Source organism: Meridianimaribacter flavus, from assembly GCF_004366715.1.
Lineage (GTDB): Bacteria > Bacteroidota > Bacteroidia > Flavobacteriales > Flavobacteriaceae > Gaetbulibacter_B > Gaetbulibacter_B jejuensis.
The window spans coordinates 22,170-45,350 of the sequence record NZ_SOQZ01000004.1; the positions used below are offsets into that span (position 1 = coordinate 22,170).

Genomic DNA, 23,181 nt, shown 5'->3' on the forward strand with positions numbered 1-23,181 from the left:
CACAACTAAACAATGAAAAAATCAATCTTATTTTTAGCCTTTTTAGCATGTTCGTTTATTGTAAACGCACAAAAAATAAAAGGCAATGGAAACATGACCACTATTACCAGATCAACATCAGACTATGATGGTATAAAATGTGCTGGTTCGTTTGATTATATTTTAGTAGCAGGAACTGAAGGAAACATAACTATCGAAGGTGAAGAAAACCTTTTAGAGTATATAGTTACCGAAGTTAAAGGTGGAAACCTTATCGTTAAAACCGAAAACAATGTTAACCTTAGAACAAGTAAAGGGAAAACTATTAAAATTACCATTCCTTTTAAAGATATCAATAATGTATCGCTTGCTGGTTCTGGAGACCTTTGGAACGAAGATAAAATTACCTCTACAAACCTCGACGTAGCTTTAGCTGGTTCTGGTGATGTAGTACTTAACGTAGAGGCTTCTTCTATAGTTGGAAAACTAGCTGGCTCTGGCGATTTAACGCTTAAAGGAAACACCAATGAGTTAGAAGCTAAAGTTTCAGGATCAGGAGATTTTCATGGCTTTAATTTGCAGTCAAACCACACAAATGTAGCTGTTGCAGGTTCTGGTGATGCTGAAGTTGTGAGTAATATAAGTTTAAAAGCAAGAGTTGCAGGTTCTGGTGATATAGAATATAGAGGAAACCCAAAAACTGAAGATACTAAAGTTGCAGGCTCAGGAAGTATTAGCAACTAAAATAATTTCATCAATCAATTAAAAAAGCCACTCAATCCCATTACTTAGGAAGAGTGGCTTTTTATTTTTATCGTTTATATTTCTTAATACGTAATATTAATAACACCTGAAGTAATACTAAGGTCTCCTCCATCTGCATTGGTAACTACTCCTCCAAAAGAACCAACTAAATTTCCAGCTTCATTAACTGTTATATTTGATACAAAATCAAATGGAGGTCCTAATTCTGAAGGATAAAATACTGATGTTAATGTTAATTCAAAAGTATCATTAATTAAACCTTCTCCTGTAGTATCAACAGGTACTTCAAAATAAATTGAATATACAGATCCTGGAGATGTATCTACTCCTGTAACTTTTACCATTCCGTTTTCAACAGCTACACTAATATCTTCAAAATCAATTGGAGCTGTACCTGCAAAAAGGCTTAGTTCTTGATCAGGGTTTTCAACATTTACAACACATTCGCCTAAATCATCAACAATCGCTTGTAAGCTTCCGTCGTTATCTCCACATTCGGCAATTTGGTTTTCTAAAGCCAATTTGTAAGCATTACAATAGTCAGCATAATTATCGTCAGTTGCATTATTAAAGTTTACCTCAGCTAAGTTAGTTGCGTTCGCTAAAGCTTCACAATCATCAAATCCGTTAGGATCTGAACAATCTCCTAAAGCGTCGATACTAGATTGAATGCTTCCATCAGGATCACCACAAGCTGCTAATAAGTTTTCTAATGCGGTTTTGTACGCAGAACACAATTGAGTATAGTTATCATCAGTAACCGAAACAAAAGCTAAAGCAGCTGTAGCTACTTCTTGTGCTGCAGCTTCACAATTTAAATTTCCTGAGTTTGATGTATCTATTTCACTATCTAATGGTTCATTTTCGCAAGTAAATGCTGATAAAAGAATAAATAGAGAAAATAAAAAACTGAGTTTTTTCATAATAGTTTTGAGTTGAATTTTTACAAACATAATGCTTTAAGTCTCAAAGATAAAATTGAGTGTCCCTTTTTATTAATTAAAATACTGACTAAAACGAACTCTAAAAGTACCTTCTGTTACTTCAATTGAGTTTCCATTGCTATCATATAACACACAATTAAATGTTCCTGTTACTATTTGTCTATACACTTCGTTTCCATTACTTAATGTGTAGTTTGCAGATTCTGAATTTGTAATTTGAAATTGACTGTTTGATTGATCACCTGAAGCACTAGTATACCAGCCTCCTTCAAGACCTGTAGGATAATACTCCATATGCATACCTTGTTCTAAATTTCCTTCATCATTTAAAGCGTCATAACTACCAACAGTAAAAATAGAATTAAATACACTAGTTTCATTAGTATAATTGCATCCTCCGTTGTAAAAATAATCGAAGTTTATATTTGCGGCTGGTAATTGATTAAAAGGAAGTGAAGAAGCCAATGTACCATGATAACCTATTATACAATTATCGTCTTCAAAATCTAAAACACTAAAACCAGACCCATCTCCTGTAAGATAATTATCACTGGTTCCTGTTTCCATAATTATTGATTCTCCATTAAATAAACCTGTTATGTAGAATTCTGCGCTAGACACTGGAGAACTATTGTTACAATCACCTAAATCATCAACAATCGCTTGCAAGTTTCCGTCGTCATCTCCGCATTCGGCAATTTGGTTTTCTAGAGCCAACTTGTAAGCATTACAATAATCAGCATAATTATCATCAGTTGCGTTATTAAAGTTTACCTCTGCTAAGTTAGTTGCGTTCGCTAAAGCTTCGCAATCATCAAATCCGTTAGGGTCAGAACAATCTCCTAAAGCATCGATACTAGATTGAATACTTCCATCAGGATCACCACAAGCTGCTAACAAGTTTTCTAATGCTGTTTTGTAGGCAGAACATAATTGAGGATAGTCTCCTTCTCCAGCAGAAATAAAAGCTAAAGCAGCAGTTGCTACTTCTTGTGCTGCAGCCTCACAATTTAAATTCCCTGAATCAGTTGCATCTATTTCACTATCTAATGGTTCGTTTTCGCAAGTAAATGCTGATAAAAGAATAAATAGAGAAAATAAAAAACTGAGTTTTTTCATAATAGTTTTGAGTTGGGTTTTTACAAACATAATACTTTTAATTAATTTTCAGGATTAGATTTAGGCACTCTGAACAATAAAATTATTCCAAATAAGAAAAACAGAAATAGAAATACAATAGCATTTCGCATTGTACTTATGTGGTCAACAATAGCAAAAATAGCCATACCGATAACGATTCCTATTTTTTCAGCTACATCATAAAAACTAAAATATGAGGTTGAATCTTCAGTTTCTGGTAAATATTTTGAATACGTAGAACGTGCCAAAGCTTGTATTCCTCCCATTACTAAGCCTACAAATGCAGCAGTAACATAAAAGTGTATTGGCAATGTTACAAAGTAAGCACATACACATAAGAGCATCCATATAGCATTAATTACAATTAGCGTGTATTTGTTTCCAAAACGCTTTGATGCTCTCGAAGTCAATACAGCTCCTAATACAGCTACTAATTGAATTACTAGTATGCTCACTATTAATCCTGTTCTTTTTTCATTATCATCAGCCCAAAGAATTTCTTTTTCACCAAAGTATACAGCCATTAACATAATGGTTTGTACAGCCATACTAAACACAAAAAACGCATACAAATAACGTTTTAATCTTAGGTTTTGCTTAAGCTCTTTCCAAACCGATTTAAGCTCAGTAAATCCGTTAAAAATTACACTTTTGGTTACTTTATGACCTTTAGATGTTCCTTTTGGTAATACATAAAATGTGTACTGACTAAATATAATCCACCATAACCCAACTGTTATAAATGAAATTCTCATAGCTTCTATTGAAGCTGTATTTCGAGACTCTTCGGTTGTACCAACATCAAATCCAAACCACTCAGGAAACATAACCATAAAAAGGTTAAGAATTAATAATAACACGCTACCTATGTAGCCCAAACTAAATCCTTTTGCACTTATGCTATCCTGTTGGTCCTCGAACGCGATGTCTGGTAAATACGAATTATAAAACACCAAACTTCCCCAATATCCTATAAGTCCCATAAAATAGAACAGTAAACTAACGTGAATTAAATCTTTACTAAACCAATACAAGCCTATACAACCTAAGCCACCAACATAACAGAAAAACTTCATGAACGTTTTTTTGTTTCCTACAAAATCGGCAATACCTGAAAGTATTGGTGATGAAAACGCAACCACAAGAAAGGTAAACGCTGTTACAATTTCAATTAAAACGGTTTGTTTAAATTCATATCCAAATGCCGAAACCAGTTCGGTTTTTGTTGCAAATAAACTCCCATAAAACAATGGAAAAATAGAAGATGCTATAGTTAAAGTATATACTGAATTTGCCCAATCATAAAATGCCCAAGCATTAAGAAGTTTTTTACTTCCCTTTTGAAGTTCTGCCATAGTTAGTTAAAATAAAAAGCTGCCCTTTTTAGGACAGCTTCTAAAGTAATCAAATATTTTTAGAATTTGGTGTTATCATTTAAACGATGTTACACCAAACTTTTTTGCTTCAGCTTTTGCCTTTGCAGCATTCTTTGTAAGATTAGCAATTCTTGTTTCGTTTGAAGGATGCGTACTTAAAAACTCAGGTGGTGCTTGTCCTCCACTTTGTGCTTGCATACGTTTCCAAAGTTCAGCACATTCATCAGGATTATAGCCTGCAATAGCCATAATCATTTGTCCAATCTCATCAGCTTGCGTTTCATGACTTCTACTAAAAGGCAACATTCCTAGTACATTTGAACCTACTCCATAAGATTGGTTAAATATATTTCTGGTTTGCTCATCTTTTATAGCAAAATTACCTGCTACTGCAAGACCTTGTTGTATATATGCAGCACTCATACGTTGTTGTCCATGGTTTGCTAAAGCGTGTGATACCTCGTGTCCCATAATAGCTGCTACTCCTGTTTCACCATTTGCTATTGGTAAAATACCTGTGTAGAATACAATTTTTCCTCCAGGCATACACCAAGCATTTACAGTTTCGTCATTAACTAGATTATATTCCCATTGGTAATCTTTTAAATACCCTTCATAGCCATTAGCATTTAACCAACGCTCAGCAGCAACTGCAATACGTTGACCAACACGTTTAATCATTTCAGCATCAGCAGTTCCTGTAACTACTTTGTTTTCAGTTAAAAATTGATCGTATTGCGAAAATGATGATGGAAACAATTGGTCGTTAGATACAAATGCCATTGTTTTTTTCCCTGTAAAAGGGTTTGTTGCACAAGATAAAAACAGTAATACTGTACCTAATGCAACGATGCTTTTTCTATAGTTCATTATTGATGGTGTTAAATGTTATTAGTTATAAATTTACAAAAATCATTCCATACAATTATGACACATAACATCATAAATTGTCACAATTAACTTACAGTTTAGTTCTTATTCTCCCACTAAGTGAAGCTCGGTAAAGTCTTTATCAACTATCATACTATTGTCTCCATTCATCTTAACATTAGCTAATGGAATATCGACATTATCAATTTGGATACTAGAAACCTTAAATGGTAATCCATGGAATTTTACTAAAAACTGCTGATAGTTTGCTGTAAACTTACCTTCTTTATGTTGCTGAATAATAAGCTGATTTGGCTTTCCTGTTAACTTAAACGTTCTAAAACTATAACGTCCTTTTATGTAGTCATAACCATCATGTGCATCATCATAAAATAGAGAATCTTCTTTACCTTCTTTGTAATATACATCTAATACAACTTGGTCTATTTCTTTTTCGTCTACATACTGCTGAACAGGATATTTTGGGATAATTGCTCCTTCTTTTACAAAAATTGGCATACTATCAATATCAGCATCAACCCACATTTCCTTTCCTCCATTCACAATTTCATTTGTCCAGAAATTGAACCATTTTCCTCTAGGTACAAACATGCGTCTGCCTCTTGCATTTTGTTCTAAAATTGGACAAACCAATATTTTTTCACCAAAAATAAACTCGTCATTTCTGTAATGCGTGTGAACGTCTTCTTGATCAAACAACATTAATGATTTTAACATTGGAATACCTTCTTCTACATACTGCCAAAATGTAGTATATAAATATGGAAGTAATTGGTAGCGAAGTTCAATAAACTTTCTAACAATATCTGTTACGTCTTCATCAAAAGCCCATGGTTCTTGATCGCCATGATCACCAGAAGAATGTACTCTACAAAATGGGTGAAATACTCCTAACTGAATCCAACGAGTAAAAAGCTCACCTTGTGGCTGTTCTGCAAATCCACCTATATCGCTACCAGCAAATGAAAAACCAGACATTGCCATACGTTGTGCTTGTATGTTTGCTATCCATAAATGCTCCCATGTTGCAACGTTATCACCTGTCCAAGTTGATGTATATCTTTGAGTTCCTGAATAGGCTGCTCTTGTAATTACAAATGGTCGTTTTGGATAAGAGTACTTTTTTAATCCTTGATATGTAGCTCTTGCCATTTGCATACCATAAATGTTATGCGCTTTTCTGTGGCTACAAGGGTTACCATCATAATCGTGTCTTACATCGTTAGGGAAAGTTTTATTAGGAACTTCCATAACTGCAGGCTCGTTCATATCGTTCCAAACTCCTTTTACACCAATGTCTTCAACAAGCTCTTTGAATAAACCTGACCACCATTCTCTAACTTCAGGATTTGTAAAATCAGGGAAATAACATTCCCCAGGCCATACTTTACCTTTCATGTATGGTCCATCAGCACGTTTACAGAAGTAATCTTTATCTAAAGCTTCTTTAAACACACTGTATTCCATATCTATTTTAATTCCTGGATCAATGATAACAACAGTTTTAAAACCATCGTCTGATAGTTCTTTAACCATTCTCTTAGGATCAGGAAAATAGTCTTTATTCCAAGTAAAACATCTAAAACCATCCATATAATCAATATCTAAATAGATAGCATCACATGGTATTCTTAACTCTCTAAATTTTTGGGTGATTTCTTTTACTTTACTTTCTGGATAATAGCTCCATTTACATTGGTGAAAACCTAATGCCCAAAGTGGTGGCAGTTGATGTGGTTTTCCTGTTAAATCTGTATAATTAGCAACTACATCGCTCATTTGAGGACCATAAATGAAATAGTAGTTCATTTCGCCTCCTTGAGCCCAAAAACTAGTGACGTTGCGTCTTTCATTAGCAAAGTCAAAAAATGACCTAAAGGTATTGTCAAAGAAAATTCCGTAGGCTTTTTTATTATGCAATGCTGTATAAAACGGTATTGTTTTATAGATTGGGTCTGTATTTTTACCATAAGCGTAAGAATCGGTTACCCAGTTTTCAAAGCGTTTTCCTTTTAGGTTAAGCTTTGCAGGTTTATCTCCAAGACCAAAGTAACTTTCACCATCATGAGAGGCTTTGCTCATTTTTACAATATTGCCTCCAAACTCATAGCTTTCTTCCCAATGAAACCCTAATTCGTCTTCGTTTATCAAACTTCCATCAATCGCATCAAACAATGACACTCTAAGGTCTAGTTTTGAAATTTCACAAATTAGTTTTGAAGTTGTGACTTTATAAACTTCTTCTTGCTCTTCAATCTCAAGTTTATTATATCCTCTACTTGCATATTTGGTTATTGCATAAGAAAAATCGTTTTCAAAATTGCCTGTTGTTGTAAACCTAAATCTCAACACACTATCTCTAACCACTGTTAATTCTAAAACAACATCATTATCGGTTTTAAAATACAAGGTATCAACATCTTTGCTATACGAAACAATTTTTGAAGGAAATAAGTTTCCTTTATATTCTAATTCAGTATTTACAATCATAAGTCAAGGTTAATATACATAACAAAAAAACGTATAAGTTACCACATATAAAACATTAGTTTATAAGAATTATTAACTATAACGTTTTCGAAAATTTATTTTGAATATTTAAACGCTACCATACCTAAAGGTGGAATAGTAATCTCTACAGAATGCTTTCTATACTGCCAATCTTTTTTCTCTGACTTAAGCGTTTTGTTTTGATATTCACCTGTACCATTGTATGACTTTAAATCACTATTAAAGATTTCTTTAAGTGTTCCTTGTTTGGGTAATCCTATCCTATAGTCTTCCCTAGGAATTGGCGTCATATTACACACCACAATAATGTTATCTTTTACTAGCTTACCTTTTCTTAGATAGACGAGTACAGAGTTTTCAGAATCGTTATAATCTATCCATTCAAAACCGTCGTTTGAAAATTGCTTTTGATGTAAAGCAGGTTCACCTTTGTACAGTGTATTCAAATCTTTTATAAGTGTTTGAACACCTTTATGAACATCATACTGTAATAAATGCCAATCTAAACTTTGTTGAAAATTCCATTCTTCGCTTTGCCCAAATTCGGCTCCTTGAAACAGCAAGTTTGCTCCAGGATGTGTAAACATGTAACTATACAGCAATCGTAAATTTGCAAAGCGTTGCCATTCGTCACCTGGCATTCTACCTAGTAAAGAACGTTTACCATACACAACTTCGTCATGTGATAAAGGCAGCATAAAATTCTCTGAAAATGCATAGGTCATTGAAAACGTTAAATCATTTTGATGATGCTTTCTATAAATAGGTTCTTTTGCAAAATATTGAAGTGTATCGTGCATCCAACCCATCATCCATTTCATACCAAATCCTAAACCTCCTAAAAAAGTTGGTTTTGATACCATTGGATATGCTGTAGATTCTTCAGCAATGGTTTGTACATCAGGAAACAAACTATAAACGGCTTCATTCATTTCTTTCATAAAATCAATAGCCTCAAGGTTTTCTCTACCTCCAAACTTATTTGGTTCCCACTCTCCTTCTTCTCTTGAATAGTCTAAAAACAACATAGATGCCACAGCATCAACCCTTAAACCATCTGCATGATAATGATCTAACCAAAAAATAGCGTTACTAATTAGAAATGATTTTACTTCATTTCGACCATAGTTAAAAATTAGGCTTTTCCAATCAGGATGATAGCCTTTTCGCTTATCAGGATGTTCGTACAAATGTGAGCCATCAAAAAAACCGAGTCCGTGAGCATCTTCTGGGAAATGTGATGGTACCCAATCTAGAATAATTCCTATGTCATTTTGATGAAGTTTATCTACCAGAAGTTTAAACTCTTCAGGATACCCAAAACGCGATGTTGGTGCAAAATATCCTGTAATTTGATAACCCCAACTTGGGTCATAAGGATATTCCATTACTGGCATCAACTCTACATGTGTAAAGTTCATGTCCTTTACATAGCTTACCAACTCGTCAGCTAATTCTCGATAAGACAAAAACCGATTGTGTTCTAGCTTTCGTTTCCAAGACCCTAAGTGCACCTCGTATACTGAAAATGGAGCGTCCAAAGCATTATTAGCTTTACGCTTTTTCATCCATTTGGCATCATCCCAAGTATAATTTTCATCATCCCAAACTATTGAAGCTGTTTTTGGAGGATGTTCGCATCGTCTTGCGTAAGGGTCAGCTTTTTCAGTTATTATATCAGCATTATTACTATGTATTTTATACTTATACACACTACCTTTCCCAACATTGGGTATAAAGCCTTCCCATATTCCGCTAGAATCCCAACGTACATTAAGTTGGTGTTGTTCATCTTCCCAAAAGTTAAAATCACCTATAACCGAAACAGCCTTAGCGCTTGGAGCCCAAACAGCAAAATACGTCCCTTTTACTCCATTTAAAGTAGTAATGTGAGATCCAAACTTTTCATAAAGTCTGTAATGCTTTCCTGCTTTGAAAAGACCAATATCAAATTCTGTAAACAAACTATAGGCTACTACCTTTTCCATATTGAGAATTAAACACTAAATGTACATAATTAAATACACTGTAAAAGTATTATTTCTTTTAAATAAATGTAATTTTAAGCTAATGGTTTCGACCAAAACCATAAAAAATTGAAAATTTAGAATTATGAAAAAGCTCTTTTTATTATTTGTTGTAGGAATGTTATTTAGCTGCAATACTGTAGCGCAAAAAACAAAAACTACAAAAAAAGACGTTTACAAAGTGAACAAAACTGATGAAGAATGGAAACGCGTTTTAACTGATGAACAATTTTATGTATTAAGAGAAAAAGGCACTGAAAGACCTCACACAGGCAAGTACAATTTACACTTTGAAAAAGGGACTTATGCTTGTGCTGCTTGTGATGCTCAATTATTTGAAAGTGGAGATAAGTTTATGTCAGATTGTGGTTGGCCCAGTTTTGACAATGCCATTGAAGGTACTATAAAATATAAAGAAGATCGCTCTTTAGGAATGGTTCGCACCGAAATACTTTGTGCCAATTGTGGAGGACATTTAGGACACATTTTTAATGATGGACCTACTGCAACAGGAAAGCGTTTTTGTGTAAACTCTGCGAGTTTAAACTTTGACGCTAAAGCTGAAAAAAATTAGCACCTAGTCATTGACATAAGTGTTATCTTTACACTTATGGAAAACACAATAATTTCTGGCATAATCAAGCAGTTTGAATACTACAAAACTGCTGCTGACAAAACATTTGACCAGCTATCTTTTGATGATATGAATTGGCAACCTAATGATACTTCAAATAGTATTTCTATAATTGTTAAACACATGGTAGGAAATATGTTGAGTAGGTGGACCAATTTTTTAACAGAAGATGGTGAAAAAGATTGGAGGCATCGCGAACAAGAATTTGTGGCAACTTACACAACTAAAAACGATGTTTTGCAAGCATGGGAAAAGGGTTGGAACTGTTTGTTTGACGCTATACAACCACTTAAAGATTCTGATTTAGAACGTATAGTTTACATTAGAAATGAAAAGCATACTGTAGCTGAGGCTATCTTTAGGCAATTAGGACATTACCCTTATCACATCGGTCAAATTGCTTATATAGGAAAATTGCTAAAAGAGAACCATTGGAAATCATTATCTATTCCCAAAGGACAATCTGAAGCATTTAACAAAGAAAAATTCAACAAGAACAGAAATTAACTTTTTTTCACTTCAGATTTTACAATGTGATGTTTTTTATAAGGCCTAATAATTAGTCGTGCTTCCCTATCAAAACGAATGTAATTATACACCCAGTTTATAAAAACAATTGCTCTGTTTCTAAATCCTATTAAAAAGAATAAGTGAACAAACATCCAAACAAACCATGCAAACACACCTTGAAATTTAAACGACTCTAAATCTACAACCGCTTTATTACGACCTACTGTTGCCATTGATCCTTTATCGTTATACTTAAAAGGTTTCATGGGTTTACAATCTATTAATCTCACCAAGTTATCTCCAAGTTGTTTTCCTTGTTGAATAGCAGGTTGAGCCATCATAGGATAACCTTGCGGAAAATCTTCGGTTTGCATACAAGCAATATCACCTACAGCAAAAATGCTATCAAACCCTTTTACTTGGTTAAATTCGTTTACCACTACTCTATTACCTCTTGTAATGTAATCTTGAGCATCTAATCCTTTTATGGTAGCACCTTTAACACCTGCAGCCCAAACAACAGTTGCAGTTTCAAAAGTAACATCGGTATTTGTAGTTACCGTTTTACCATCATATCCTGTAACTCTTAAATCTTTCCAAATGTTAACACCTAGTTCTTCAAGAAAATCTTCAGCTTTTTTAGAAGCCTTTTCACTCATTTCTTTCAACACTCTGTCACCAGATTGCACAAGATTTATTTGTGCTAAACGCGTATCTAAATCAGGATAATCTTTAGGTAAAATGCCTTTCTTTATTTCGGCTAAAGCACCAGCTAATTCTACTCCTGTTGGTCCTGCTCCTACAATTACAAAATTCATTAAAGCATTACGCTCATCAAGGTCTGATGTGAGTAACGCATCTTCAAAATTCTCTAAAATTAAACTTCTAAGGTTAAGCGATTGTGGTATGCTTTTCATAGCCATACTATGCTTTTCAATCGATTGGTTACCAAAATAATTGGTTTCAGAACCTGTTGCAATAACTAGATAATCGAACTTTAAATCTCCAATATCAGACTTAACTATTTTATTTTCGGCATCAATCTCCTTCACATTTGCCATTCTAAAGAAAATATTAGGAAAATTCTTCAATATTTTTCGCAATGGATATGCTATAGAATCAGGTTCTAATCCACCTGTAGAGACTTGATATAGTAAAGGCTGAAACGTGTGATAATTGTGTTTATCCAATAAAACAACTTGTGCTTCTTTTTTTGATAATCTTCTGGCAAGAGAAATGCCTGCAAATCCACCACCAATAATAACAATGCGTGGATAACTCACTCTAGGTATATTCATAAAGCTTAACTTTCAATACAAAGGTAGCAAAACATATAATTTTTTGTTAGCTAAATTCATATTTCAATTTAGGTTTTGTAAATTCGTAGCTTCAAAATAAGACAAAACAAATTCTCATGAGTAAATACGATATTATTGTTCTTGGAAGTGGTCCTGGAGGCTACGTAACTGCTATTAGAGCTTCTCAATTAGGTTTTAAAACTGCAATTGTTGAAAAAGAAAGTCTAGGTGGTGTGTGCTTAAATTGGGGTTGTATTCCAACAAAAGCATTGTTAAAATCTGCACAAGTATTTGAATACTTAAAACATGCTGAAGATTACGGATTATCAGTTAAAGATGCTGATAAAGATTTTGATGCTGTTGTAAAACGTAGTCGTGGTGTAGCAGATGGTATGAGCAAAGGTGTTCAGTTTTTAATGAAAAAGAACAAAATTGACGTTATTGAAGGGTATGGAAAAGTAAAACCTGGAAAGAAAGTTGAAGTTGATGGTAAAGACTACAGTGCTGACCATATTGTAATAGCAACTGGAGCACGTTCTAGAGAGTTACCTAGCTTACCACAAGATGGTAAAAAAGTAATAGGTTACCGTGAAGCAATGAGTTTAAAAGAGCAACCTAAAAAGATGATTGTTGTAGGTTCTGGAGCTATAGGTGTTGAGTTTGCTTACTTTTACAACTCTATGGGAACTGAGGTAACTATAGTTGAGTACTTACCTAATATTGTTCCTGTTGAAGATCAAGACGTATCTAAACAACTAGAACGTAGCTTTAAGAAAAGTGGTATTAAAATCATGACTTCAGCCGAAGTAACTAAAGTTGACACTTCAGGAAAAGGTGTTAAGGCTACTGTAAAAACATCTAAAGGAGAAGAAGTTCTTGAAGCTGATGTAGTATTATCTGCAGTAGGAATTAAAACCAATATTGAAAACATAGGATTAGAAGACGTAGGTATTGTTGTTGATAGAGATAAAATTTTAGTAAATGATTTCTACCAAACCAATATACCTGGTTATTACGCTATTGGAGACGTTACTCCTGGTCAAGCATTAGCTCACGTAGCCTCTGCTGAAGGAATTCTTTGTGTTGAAAAAATTGCAGGAATGCATGTTGAAGCTTTAGACTACGGAAACATTCCTGGTTGTACATATTGTACTCCAGAAATTGCTAGCGTTGGTTTAACCGAAAAACAAGCTAAAGATCAAGGTATCGATATTAAAGTTGGAAAATTCCCATTCTCGGCTTCTGGTAAGGCAAGTGCTGGTGGAAATAAAGAAGGCTTTGTAAAAGTTATTTTTGATGCCAAATATGGTGAATGGTTAGGATGCCACATGATTGGTGCTGGAGTAACTGATATGGTTGCTGAAGCTGTTTTAGGTAGAAAACTAGAAACTACAGGTCATGAAGTATTAAAAGCAGTACATCCTCACCCAACAATGAGTGAAGCAATTATGGAAGCTGTTGCAGATGCTTATGATGAGTGTATTCATATCTAAACAAAACAAACTAATAGATATAAAAAGCAATCCTTAATTTGGGTTGCTTTTTTTTATAATACAAGTCCCATTCCTATGAACAATCCATTAGGAGCTATTTCTTCAAATCCTATGGTGTATTTCATGTGAGCATCTAATGAAGGTGTGATATTATAAGACGCACTTATATCTGCTCTTACCTTAAATTTACTAGAGAAAAAATCAAAAAAGTAATTAAGACTAGGTCCTGCAAGTAAGTTAAAATTGTTAGCCACTTCATATTTGGCATAAATAGGAGCATTTATAAACTTAAAATCACTAAGCCCAATGTATAACACTTCAGGTTGCAAAGAAAAGGTTTCGTTAATTTCAAACTCAGTACAAGCACCTAAATAAAATCCTGTTTCAGTTTCAGTGTTTGCTCCAAAATTAGCTTCTTCTACATTAAAAAACGTAAGGTTTAAACCTCCTTTAACCCCAAAATTCACTTCATTTTGTGAATGCATTGTAAATGTTGAAATACAAAAAAATAGTAATAGATTAAATCTCATGGTTAGTTATGTAATTGGTTAAATTATGTATCTAGAACTTAAATCTAGAGCCTAAATTAAAAGAAGAACGTGATTTACCTTGATAATGTTGTGTATTAAAACCCTCATTCTCAAACTGCTCAGTCATTAACAAATTAAATCGCGCATAAATATTCAAATTATCATTAACATCATATTGAACTCCAGTAGTCATGGACATGGAGTATTCGCGTGGAACTCCTGTATTATCTGTGAGAATATTAACTTTTGGACCAGCCATTACACTAAATTTATTTGTAACTCCATATTTTAAAAGAAAAGGATATTCTAAATAATTAAAATGTGGTGTAAAGGTTTTATGCAGTTCTGTTCTCAAGGTCCAATCATCTCCAAGTATGTCGTATTCTGAAAAATAGCTACCATAAAAGTAATTAATCCCTAAATCTGAATTCAAGACTTCGTCACTTTGTGTAAAAGAATCTACTGGTTGAGTGCTCGTTTCTTGAGCGTTAATAGTTTGAAAAAGACCAACTAATAACAGGCTAGAAATTAATCGTTTCATATGGCTGAGTATAGTATTTTACACTAATTTACAACAACATAGAATAAATATTTCACAAAAGAACCTTAAATTATAGCTTAAAAAAAGTTAATTTATTAATCATAACTTTATAAAAAGCTTTGAATACCAAGCTCATAGCTTTGTAAACCAAAACCAACTATTACGCCTTTTGCATTAGGAGAAACATAGGATACATGTCTAAACTCTTCCCTATCAAATGTGTTGGAAATATGAACTTCTACAACAGGTGTTTCAATGGCTTTTACAGCATCACCTATACCAACAGAAGTATGTGTATAAGCAGCAGCATTTAATACAATACCATCATAAGCACCATAACCAGCTTCATGAAGTCTATTAATAATTTCGCCTTCAATATTTGACTGAAAGTATTCTATGTTTACGTTTTTATACTTTTCTTGTATTGTATCAAAAAACTCATTAAAAGTTAAGCTACCATATATATTGGTTTCACGTTTACCTAGCAAATTTAAATTAGGTCCATTAATAATAATTAGTTTCTTCATATAGTAAAGATATTAAAAAAAGGTATAAAAAAAGCCGAAGCAATTGCTTCGGCTTTTTATAACTATTATTTCTTTTAATTAGAAATGTAAAGCAAATCCAATTCTGAATTCAAAGATTCCTTCATCAGTGAAATCTTCGTTCATTGAAAGATTGTATCTTAAACCTGGCTCAATGCTGATGTTATCAGCTACAAACCAAGCATATCCACCTTGTAATCCAACCCATAATGGAGACTCATCACCATAAACATCATCACCAGAAGCACCAGTTAAATCAACTTGTACTGGGAATTGGCTAGCGATATAGTACTTAGCACCTAACTTATAGCTGAAAGAAGAAGCGCCATCGTAATCGTTGTATCCTAAACCAACTTTTACAGCTAAATCATCCATAACAAAATAACCACCTTCAGCACCTATTGACCATATTGTAGTTCCATCTACAGATAATAAACCAAAACCTGTATTAGCACTGTGTCCATACATGTCAGCACCAAAACCAGTGTTAGCTTCAACAAGGATACTTCCTTTAGATAAAGCAGTTGATCCGTTATCAGAATCTTGAGCGTTTACATTAGATAATCCTAATACTGCAGCAGCAGCAAATAAAAATAATTTTTTCATAATTGATTAAGTTTTTTTTTAATTGAGTTTGCGAAAGTATGTAGAAGTTTTTTATCTACACAACATTTTAACAAGAATTTTCTTAACCTTTTAAGTATCAGAACATAAAAAAAGCCGAAACGAATGTTTCGGCTTCATTTTTTATGTTTTGGAATATTATAACCCAAACTCAATACCTAAAGAAATCGCATCGAAAGATCCACCATCAACACTTACTCCCTTATAAGATAAAACGATATCTAAAGATTCGCTTACTCCATATTGTACTTTAGGAGCATAGTAAAATCCACCATCGTTACCATCTGGACTTAGTCCTATTGCGTATCCTAAGTCAGCTCCTAAAGTAAATTCTTCAGAAACAGCAAAACGACCAGCAGCAGCTATTGGTAAAAATCCTGCATCGTCTACATCAATAGATGTTCCTAATACTTCAACAGAATCTCCAAAATAGTGATGATAACCAGCAGCAACACCTGCATTGAAGCTTTCAGAAACTTCCCATAAATAATTTGCGTCTAAATTAACTCCAAAAGTGTAAGAGTCTCCAGCATCTCCAATTGGTAATGCAGCACTAATTCCTGCATTAAAATCTTGGGCTTTAGCAGTAAACCCAAAAGCTACCATAGCAGCTAATAACATTAATTTTTTCATAATATTTAAAGTTTTTAAATTGATTATTAGCAAACTAAACACTTTTTTTTGAATTTTTCACATTTTTATCGCTAGTTATTAACAATTTTATAAACATTAATTTTTAAGTTGTTAATTATCAATGATTTAAAAAACACGTTATTAACAATTTTTAAGAAATATACGACATATGACGTACTGATTTTGACTAATTTACAGTAAAAAAGTACTATTTTTACCCAATGAAATGGCTAAATGCACTCAACGATTATAAACATTATCTCAAAATTGAAAGAGGGTTGTCTGATAACTCAATTACTAATTATGAGTATGATGTTCAAAAACTCATCATCTATTTAGAAGAGAATAACATTAATCAATCGCCTGATGTAATTGATTATGATACTATACAACCATTCATTTACGAATTATCAAAATCTCTTAATGCTAGGTCACAATCGCGTTTAATATCTGGTTTGCGTAGTTTTTTTAGCTATTTGGTATTTGAAGATTACAGAACCACAAATCCTTTAGACCATATAGAGTCGCCTAAAATAGGCCGAAAACTACCAGACACTTTAAGTATTGAAGACATTGACTCGCTTATAGCTGCTATTGATATTACCAAAGAGTATAATGGTATACGAATTGGTGAACGCGATAGGACTATACTAGAAACACTTTACAGTTGCGGATTGCGTGTAAGCGAACTTACTAACCTAAAGCTGTCTGACCTTTATTTTGATGAAGGTTTTATAAAAGTTACAGGTAAAGGTAATAAGCAACGGTTTGTGCCTATTGGAAAAAACACTCAAAAGTACATTAACATCTATAAAAACGAAGTGCGTACAACTATTAATGTTCAAAAAGAGTTTAAAGACACTTTATTTTTAAACAATAGAGGAAAACAGCTTACTCGTGCTATGATATTTACAATTATTAAACAGCTAGCAAAGAAAACTGGTCTTCAAAAAACTATTTCTCCACATACATTTAGACATTCGTTTGCTACTCATTTATTAGAAAATGGTGCCGATTTAAGAGCTATACAACTTATGTTAGGTCATGAAAGTATTACCACTACCGAAATTTATATGCATGTTGATAGAACTCACTTAAAAGACGTACTTACTCAGTTTCATCCAAGAAAATAATGTTCTTCATAATTTTTTCTAAAAATCAGTCATATCTTTGTGACCCTTTTTTAGATTATGTGTCTTAACACAAAAGCCCTTACATCAATCAAAACTTATGGAAAATAGCAAGCTACTCTACATAGAATGCTTAAATAATGATAAATATCTCGAAGAGTTAATTACTGATAGTTATAAATGGCGTTTTGCTTTAGAAAACTCAAATATTGGTGTTTGGGATTGGAATGCAAAAACTAACGAAGTGTTTTATTCTGAAGAGTCTAAACAAATGATAGGCTACGAAGATTATGAAATTGGAAACACATCAGACGAATGGGACAAAAGAGTTCATCCTGAAGATAGAGAAGCCTATTACAGAGACTTTAATGCACACTTAAGAGGCGAACTTGACATCTATATAAACGAACATAGAATACGCTGTAAAGACGGAAGTTATACGTGGATTTTAGATAGAGGTAAAGTTATTAGTAAAGATAATGATGGTAAACCTACAAGAATTATTGGTACACACTCCAATATTACCAAACGTAAAGAAGTTGAAGAGGCATTAAAAATAAATCTTGACCTTATAACTAATCAAAACGATAGGTTACACAACTTTACTCATATTGTATCTCATAACCTACGCACACACGTTGGTAACTTTGAGAGTATTTTAGAGTTTTATGACCAAGCTAGTTCTGAAAACGAAAAGGAAGACATGGTTAATCATTTAAAAACTATTTCAAAATCTTTAACTGAAACCATAACCGATTTAAATTCTATCATTAGTATTAAATCAAAGTCAGATACCAAAGCACTTAATCAAAGAGTAAACTTAAGAGAGGTTGCAAAAAAAGTTCTGGAAAGCTTAGTACTTGATATTAAAAAACATAATGTTTTAATTGAAAATCTTATTCCTGAAACAATTTATTTAAATACCAACGTAAGTTACTTAAATAGCGTTATACACAATTTAATTTCAAACAGTATTAAATACAGTAGTAAAACACGTCAACCCTTAATAACATTAAATTGCGATGTAACTATTAACACTATTCAACTTACTGTTAAGGATAATGGTATTGGTATAGATTTAAACAAACATGAAGACAAGATTTTTCAGCTTTACCAAACATTTCATGGCACTCAAAGAGAAGACTCCAAAGGCATAGGTTTATATATTACAAAAACCCAAGTAGAAGCTCTTGGAGGAACTATTGAAGTTGATAGCACTCCTAACCAAGGTACTTGCTTTAAAGTCACATTAAACACATAAAAAAAAGCACCTTTTTAGGTGCTTTTTTTACGTTGTAGTAGTTTATATATTCTATTTAGCAATATTAACTGCTCTTGTTTCTCTAATTACAGTAACTTTAACCTGACCAGGATACGTCATATCTGTTTGGATTTTTTGTGAAATCTCAAACGATAAGTTTGCTGCTTGATCATCAGATACCTTTTCACTTTCAACAATTACACGAAGCTCTCTACCTGCTTGTATTGCATAAGCTTTATTAACTCCTGTAAATCCAAATGCAACGTCTTCAAGGTCTTTTAACCTTTGAATATAAGAATCTAGCACTTGTCGTCTTGCTCCTGGTCTTGCTCCTGAAATAGCATCACACACCTGAATAATTGGCGATAATAAAGTAGTCATTTCTATTTCGTCGTGGTGCGCTCCAATAGCGTTGCATACTTCTGGTTTTTCACCATATTTTTCAGCCCATTGCATTCCTAAGATAGCGTGAGGCGTTTCGATATCAGCTTCACTATCTGGCACTTTTCCTATATCGTGTAATAAACCAGCACGTTTAGCTAGTTTTGGGTTTAGGCCTAATTCTGCAGCCATTACACCACATAGCTTAGCAACTTCACGAGAGTGTTGTAATAAGTTTTGTCCGTAAGACGAACGGTACTTCATACGTCCTACAAGCTTTATAAGTTCAGGATGTAATCCATGAATTCCTAAATCAATTACAGTACGCTTACCTACTTCAATAATCTCCTGCTCTATTTGTTTCTGCGTCTTTTTAACAACCTCTTCAATACGTGCAGGATGAATTCTACCATCAGTTACCAACTTGTGTAACGATAAACGCGCTACTTCTCGTCGCACAGAGTCAAAGCATGATAAAATGATTGCTTCAGGTGTGTCATCAACAATAATCTCTACTCCTGTTGCAGCTTCAATAGCTCTAATGTTTCGACCTTCACGACCAATAATGCGTCCTTTAACGTCATCAGATTCGATATTGAAAACCGATACACAGTTATCAATAGCTTCTTCAGTACCTATACGCTGAATGGTGTTAATAATAATTTTCTTTGCTTCTTGTTGAGCGGTAAGTTTAGCTTCTTCTATTCTATCTTGAATAAAGGCCATTGCATCAGTTTTAGCTTCACCTTTAAGTGACTCTACCAATTGTGCTTTAGCATCTTCAGCAGAAAGTCCTGAGATAACTTCTAATTGCTGAATTTGGCTTTTATGCGCTTTTTCGAGCTCTACTTTTTTCTTCTCTAAAAAGTCTAAACGAAAATCATAATCTTTGATTTTTGCGTCTAGTTCTTGATTGGCTTTTTTACTTTTTGAAAGCTCGTTAGATACTTGAGACTCTTTATCTCTAGTCCTTTTTTCAGCTTCAGCCATTTTTTTATCTCTAGATAAAATCACCTTTTCGTGTTCAGACTTTAGCTCGATAAACTTTTCTTTTGCCTGAAGTATTTTATCTTTTTTAATCGATTCTCCTTCGGAGTTTGCTTGCTTTATAATTGAATCTGCTTCACTTTTAGCATTCTTAATAAGCTTTGATGCGTTGCTTTTTTCTAATGATTTTGCAACTATATATCCAAGTATTACTCCTAATACTATTCCTCCAACAATTAATAAAATTGTGTTCGTTTCCATGTTTAGTTAGTGTTTATATATAAAAAAAGCCTACATCAGTTGAGCATTTTGTATAAACTCCTTAAAAACAAGTTTAGGGCTAACAAGCTGATCAAGGATCCATTCAAAGATGGCTTGCTTTTACAACTTAAACTCACCCTTTTTAAAGAATTAACGTTGAGTTTATCAAAAAAAATAACTAATGTAGGCAGTAACCTTATGTTTTATTTAAAAGAACGTTAGGCTGATAAATGTTTGTGTAATAGTTCATCAAGTGCTGATAACTTGTTTTGAACTTCTTCACTCACGTTTGCCTTATCTATTTGTTTTTGCTCTACCTGAGATGCAAACTGTAACGCACACATGGCTAATACATCTTGCTTATCTCTGACAGAATAATTCTGCTCAAACTGAGAAATCATGTCTTCAATTTTCTTTGCAGCTCTTCTCAAACCTTCTTCTTGGCTTGGAGCAATCGTTAAAGGATATACTCTATTTGCTATTGAAAGCTTTATTTTAAGCTGTTCTGCCATGATTTATTTTACTAACATTATTCAGATAATTGCGCAATACAATGGTCAATATCCCTGATTAATGTATTTATTTTGAGCTTAGTTTCTCTATTATCTTCGCCACTGCCAAGTAATGAATTTGCCATTTTTAGAGCTTCATACTTTTCAACCCAAGAACTTATTTCTTCTTGTTGTTGAATATTTTTTTGTTGTTGTACTGCTAATTCTTCTGAAAGTTTAGCATTGGTTTGCCTTAAAACCTCTAGTTTGTGCAAAACCTTGCTAATTTTATTCTCTAAAGAATCTACAATATCTTCAATTTTACTCATTTACAAATTTCAATACTGTTGAAACAAAGTTAACATACCAAATCAAAAATTACAATTGTTTTACAATAAATTTTAAAATATTTAATTAATAGTATGATAAGCAATCAATATTTTATGAATAACTCTTTATGCTTTTGAAGATTACATTCAAATTAATATTTTAGCTATTATAATTCCATATATGAAATACCTTTTTTTAATCCTTTTTTGCTCGCAATTCTATAGTGCTTACGCACAATACCCTCAAGATTACTTTAGGAATCCTTTGGATATTGACCTTGTTTTATCTGGTACATTTGCTGAGTTGCGTTCTAACCACTTTCACTCAGGATTAGACATTAAAACACAACAACGCACAGGCTTAAAGGTTTATGCTGCTGCTGAAGGTTATGTGAGCAGAATTAAAATATCACATTATGGTTATGGTAAAGCGTTGTACATTACTCATCCTAATGGATATACTACGGTTTATGCACATTTAGAGAAATTTTCGCCAAGAATTGAAGAATACATCAAGCAGTGTCAATACCAAAAAGAAACTTATGAAGTAGAGGTCTTCCCTACTCCTGACGAGCTTCCTATTACAACTGACGAAATGGTTGCGTTCTCAGGAAACTCAGGGTCTTCTGGCGGACCACATTTACACTTCGAAATTAGAGATAATGCTGAAAGACCTATAAACCCAATGCTCTTTGGCATGGATGTAAAAGATTCTAAAAAGCCTTTAATTTCTGGTATTTATGCGTATCCTAAAGACGAAAATTCGCATGTGAACAATTCAAAAAAACGTGTTGAACTGAGATTAATACCAAATAAAAATGGTGATTATTCCGTTGAAAGTGTTGAAGCTTATGGAAATATTGGGTTTGGTATAGTAAGTTATGACCAATTAGATGGAGCCAATAATAAAAATGGTGTTAGTAACATTCAAACCTTTTTTAATGGCAACAAGAGTTTTGAAATGGATTTTAAGCGTTTTAGTTTTAACGAAACCAAACACATCAATCGTTATATAGATTTTGAAATCTACAAAACCAAACGCTCAAGAGTTCAAAAATTATTTGCACAATCTGGTAATACACTTAGCATGCTTAAAGATTTAGATAATAATGGGTATTTAATTGTTGAGGACAGCACATCTTCGGTTTATAAAATTAGAGTTAAAGATTTTAAAGACAACGATGCGTGGATTACCATTCCTATTATTGGAAAAAAAGAAGTCAAAAAAGAACAAGAAGAACTCAACGATATTAAACCGTTACACTTTGCGTATGCCAACCAAGTGACTACTTTAGAAAAAGGTAATGTTTCAGTTTATATTCCTAGCAATACGTTTTACGACGACCTTCACTTAGATTTTAATGTTAGTAGCGACACCCTATTAATGCATAAAGATGTGGTGCCATTACTTAAAAGCTACACCATAAATTATGACATAAGTAATTATAACAATGTTGATAAAGACAAACTGTTTATTGCTGAACTTGTTGGGTATTACCAAAGACCATCTTATGTACATACAACCCGAAAAGGAGATGTGCTTTCAGCTAGAACAAAATCCTTAGGAACATTTGCTTTACAAAGCGATTTAGTAGCTCCTACTATTACTCCTGTTAATTTTACCAATGGTAAGTGGATGAGTAAATCTTCCGAATTGAAAGTGAAAATAGCCGATGATATTTCAGGTATTAGTAATTACAGAGCTACTGTAAACGGAAAATGGATTTTAATGGAGTATGAATACAAAACAGGTGTATTAACCCATAATTTTGACGATGGTATTGTTACTGATACCGAAAATAAATTAAAAATAATTGTTACTGATAATGTAGGAAATAGTTCTACTTTTGAAGCAACCTTTTTCAGAAAATAAAATTTACAGCATTTGAAACCACTTACC

22 protein-coding genes and 1 other RNA gene are annotated in these 23,181 nt (G+C 33.2%); 7 read left to right on the top strand and 16 right to left on the bottom strand.

All coding sequences use genetic code 11. From position 1 onward, the window contains the following. Window positions 1-12 precede the first annotated feature (12 nt). Window positions 13-723, top strand: a complete 711-nt coding sequence (locus A8975_RS09150; RefSeq protein WP_134199989.1) for a head GIN domain-containing protein — start codon at window positions 13-15, stop codon at window positions 721-723. Window positions 724-806: 83 nt separating this feature from the next. On the opposite strand, the gene A8975_RS09155 is transcribed toward A8975_RS09150, so the two are convergent. The 6 genes from A8975_RS09155 to glgB all read right to left on the bottom strand — a co-directional run bounded on the left by A8975_RS09155 (window position 807) and on the right by glgB (window position 9,594). Next, complete coding sequence (locus tag A8975_RS09155) at window positions 807-1,667, bottom strand: hypothetical protein (RefSeq protein WP_131507278.1); 861 nt, start codon at window positions 1,665-1,667, stop codon at window positions 807-809. Between the two features lie 72 nt (window positions 1,668-1,739). Continuing rightward, window positions 1,740-2,807 (bottom strand): hypothetical protein, encoded by a 1,068-nt coding sequence (locus A8975_RS09160; protein WP_134199992.1) that lies wholly within the window; start codon window positions 2,805-2,807, stop codon window positions 1,740-1,742. Window positions 2,808-2,848: 41 nt separating this feature from the next. Then, a complete protein-coding gene (locus A8975_RS09165; protein WP_134199994.1) occupies window positions 2,849-4,183 on the bottom strand; it encodes an MFS transporter in 1,335 nt (444 codons plus the stop codon). A gap of 75 nt (window positions 4,184-4,258) precedes the next feature. Continuing rightward, window positions 4,259-5,074, bottom strand: coding sequence for a M48 family metallopeptidase (locus tag A8975_RS09170; protein WP_131507282.1), 816 nt, complete (start codon window positions 5,072-5,074; stop codon window positions 4,259-4,261). 105 nt (window positions 5,075-5,179) lie between these two features. Continuing rightward, complete coding sequence (locus A8975_RS09175; protein WP_134199996.1) at window positions 5,180-7,585, bottom strand: glycoside hydrolase family 31 protein; 2,406 nt, start codon at window positions 7,583-7,585, stop codon at window positions 5,180-5,182. A 95-nt stretch (window positions 7,586-7,680) separates the two neighbouring features. After that, window positions 7,681-9,594 (bottom strand): 1,4-alpha-glucan branching protein GlgB, encoded by a 1,914-nt coding sequence (gene glgB, locus A8975_RS09180; protein ID WP_134199998.1) that lies wholly within the window; start codon window positions 9,592-9,594, stop codon window positions 7,681-7,683. Window positions 9,595-9,718: 124 nt separating this feature from the next. Here glgB and msrB point away from each other — a divergent pair, with 124 nt between their 5' ends. Together msrB and A8975_RS09190 are read left to right on the top strand one after the other, a co-directional pair. Continuing rightward, the gene (gene msrB, locus A8975_RS09185; RefSeq protein WP_134200000.1) at window positions 9,719-10,207 is read left to right on the top strand and encodes a peptide-methionine (R)-S-oxide reductase MsrB; all 489 of its coding nucleotides are present in this window, start codon (window positions 9,719-9,721) and stop codon (window positions 10,205-10,207) included. Between the two features lie 36 nt (window positions 10,208-10,243). After that, window positions 10,244-10,774 (top strand): DUF1572 family protein, encoded by a 531-nt coding sequence (locus A8975_RS09190; RefSeq protein ID WP_134200002.1) that lies wholly within the window; start codon window positions 10,244-10,246, stop codon window positions 10,772-10,774. Here A8975_RS09190 and A8975_RS09195 read toward each other — a convergent pair. Continuing rightward, window positions 10,771-12,075 (bottom strand): NAD(P)/FAD-dependent oxidoreductase, encoded by a 1,305-nt coding sequence (locus A8975_RS09195; protein WP_134200004.1) that lies wholly within the window; start codon window positions 12,073-12,075, stop codon window positions 10,771-10,773. The two genes, A8975_RS09190 and A8975_RS09195, sit on opposite strands and share 4 nt — an antisense overlap. Window positions 12,076-12,191: 116 nt before the next feature. Between A8975_RS09195 and lpdA the strand changes: the two genes are divergently transcribed. Next, window positions 12,192-13,568, top strand: a complete 1,377-nt coding sequence (gene lpdA, locus A8975_RS09200) for a dihydrolipoyl dehydrogenase (RefSeq protein ID WP_131507293.1) — start codon at window positions 12,192-12,194, stop codon at window positions 13,566-13,568. A 53-nt stretch (window positions 13,569-13,621) separates the two neighbouring features. On the opposite strand, the gene A8975_RS09205 is transcribed toward lpdA, so the two are convergent. The 5 genes from A8975_RS09205 to A8975_RS09225 all read right to left on the bottom strand — a co-directional run bounded on the left by A8975_RS09205 (window position 13,622) and on the right by A8975_RS09225 (window position 16,441). Beyond that, window positions 13,622-14,053, bottom strand: coding sequence for a hypothetical protein (locus A8975_RS09205; RefSeq protein WP_166667463.1), 432 nt, complete (start codon window positions 14,051-14,053; stop codon window positions 13,622-13,624). Between the two features lie 76 nt (window positions 14,054-14,129). Then, window positions 14,130-14,639: a hypothetical protein gene (locus A8975_RS09210; protein ID WP_134200008.1), complete on the bottom strand. Its 510-nt coding sequence runs from the start codon at window positions 14,637-14,639 to the stop codon at window positions 14,130-14,132. A gap of 107 nt (window positions 14,640-14,746) precedes the next feature. Then, the gene (gene aroQ, locus A8975_RS09215; protein ID WP_134200010.1) at window positions 14,747-15,166 is read right to left on the bottom strand and encodes a type II 3-dehydroquinate dehydratase; all 420 of its coding nucleotides are present in this window, start codon (window positions 15,164-15,166) and stop codon (window positions 14,747-14,749) included. Between the two features lie 78 nt (window positions 15,167-15,244). Continuing rightward, window positions 15,245-15,790, bottom strand: a complete 546-nt coding sequence (locus A8975_RS09220) for a hypothetical protein (protein ID WP_134200013.1) — start codon at window positions 15,788-15,790, stop codon at window positions 15,245-15,247. 156 nt (window positions 15,791-15,946) lie between these two features. Next, window positions 15,947-16,441, bottom strand: coding sequence for an outer membrane beta-barrel protein (locus A8975_RS09225; RefSeq protein ID WP_129760760.1), 495 nt, complete (start codon window positions 16,439-16,441; stop codon window positions 15,947-15,949). A 221-nt stretch (window positions 16,442-16,662) separates the two neighbouring features. On the opposite strand from A8975_RS09225, the gene xerD reads away from it, so the two are divergent. Next, entirely contained in the window at window positions 16,663-17,574 is a 912-nt protein-coding gene (xerD, locus tag A8975_RS09230; protein WP_134200015.1) for a site-specific tyrosine recombinase XerD, read from the top strand. 97 nt (window positions 17,575-17,671) lie between these two features. Next, entirely contained in the window at window positions 17,672-18,832 is a 1,161-nt protein-coding gene (locus tag A8975_RS09235; protein ID WP_134200017.1) for a sensor histidine kinase, read from the top strand. Between the two features lie 51 nt (window positions 18,833-18,883). On the opposite strand, the gene rny is transcribed toward A8975_RS09235, so the two are convergent. The 4 genes from rny to A8975_RS09255 all read right to left on the bottom strand — a co-directional run bounded on the left by rny (window position 18,884) and on the right by A8975_RS09255 (window position 21,281). Beyond that, window positions 18,884-20,461, bottom strand: coding sequence for a ribonuclease Y (rny, locus tag A8975_RS09240; RefSeq protein WP_129760757.1), 1,578 nt, complete (start codon window positions 20,459-20,461; stop codon window positions 18,884-18,886). A 54-nt stretch (window positions 20,462-20,515) separates the two neighbouring features. Beyond that, window positions 20,516-20,623: non-coding RNA, 6S RNA (gene ssrS / locus A8975_RS09245), on the bottom strand. Window positions 20,624-20,679: 56 nt separating this feature from the next. After that, window positions 20,680-20,973: a cell division protein ZapA gene (locus A8975_RS09250; RefSeq protein ID WP_129760756.1), complete on the bottom strand. Its 294-nt coding sequence runs from the start codon at window positions 20,971-20,973 to the stop codon at window positions 20,680-20,682. A 17-nt stretch (window positions 20,974-20,990) separates the two neighbouring features. After that, window positions 20,991-21,281, bottom strand: coding sequence for a hypothetical protein (locus A8975_RS09255; RefSeq protein WP_134200019.1), 291 nt, complete (start codon window positions 21,279-21,281; stop codon window positions 20,991-20,993). A gap of 181 nt (window positions 21,282-21,462) precedes the next feature. Between A8975_RS09255 and A8975_RS09260 the strand changes: the two genes are divergently transcribed. Further along, complete coding sequence (locus tag A8975_RS09260; protein ID WP_134200021.1) at window positions 21,463-23,154, top strand: M23 family metallopeptidase; 1,692 nt, start codon at window positions 21,463-21,465, stop codon at window positions 23,152-23,154. The last annotated feature ends 27 nt before the right edge of the window (window positions 23,155-23,181 follow it).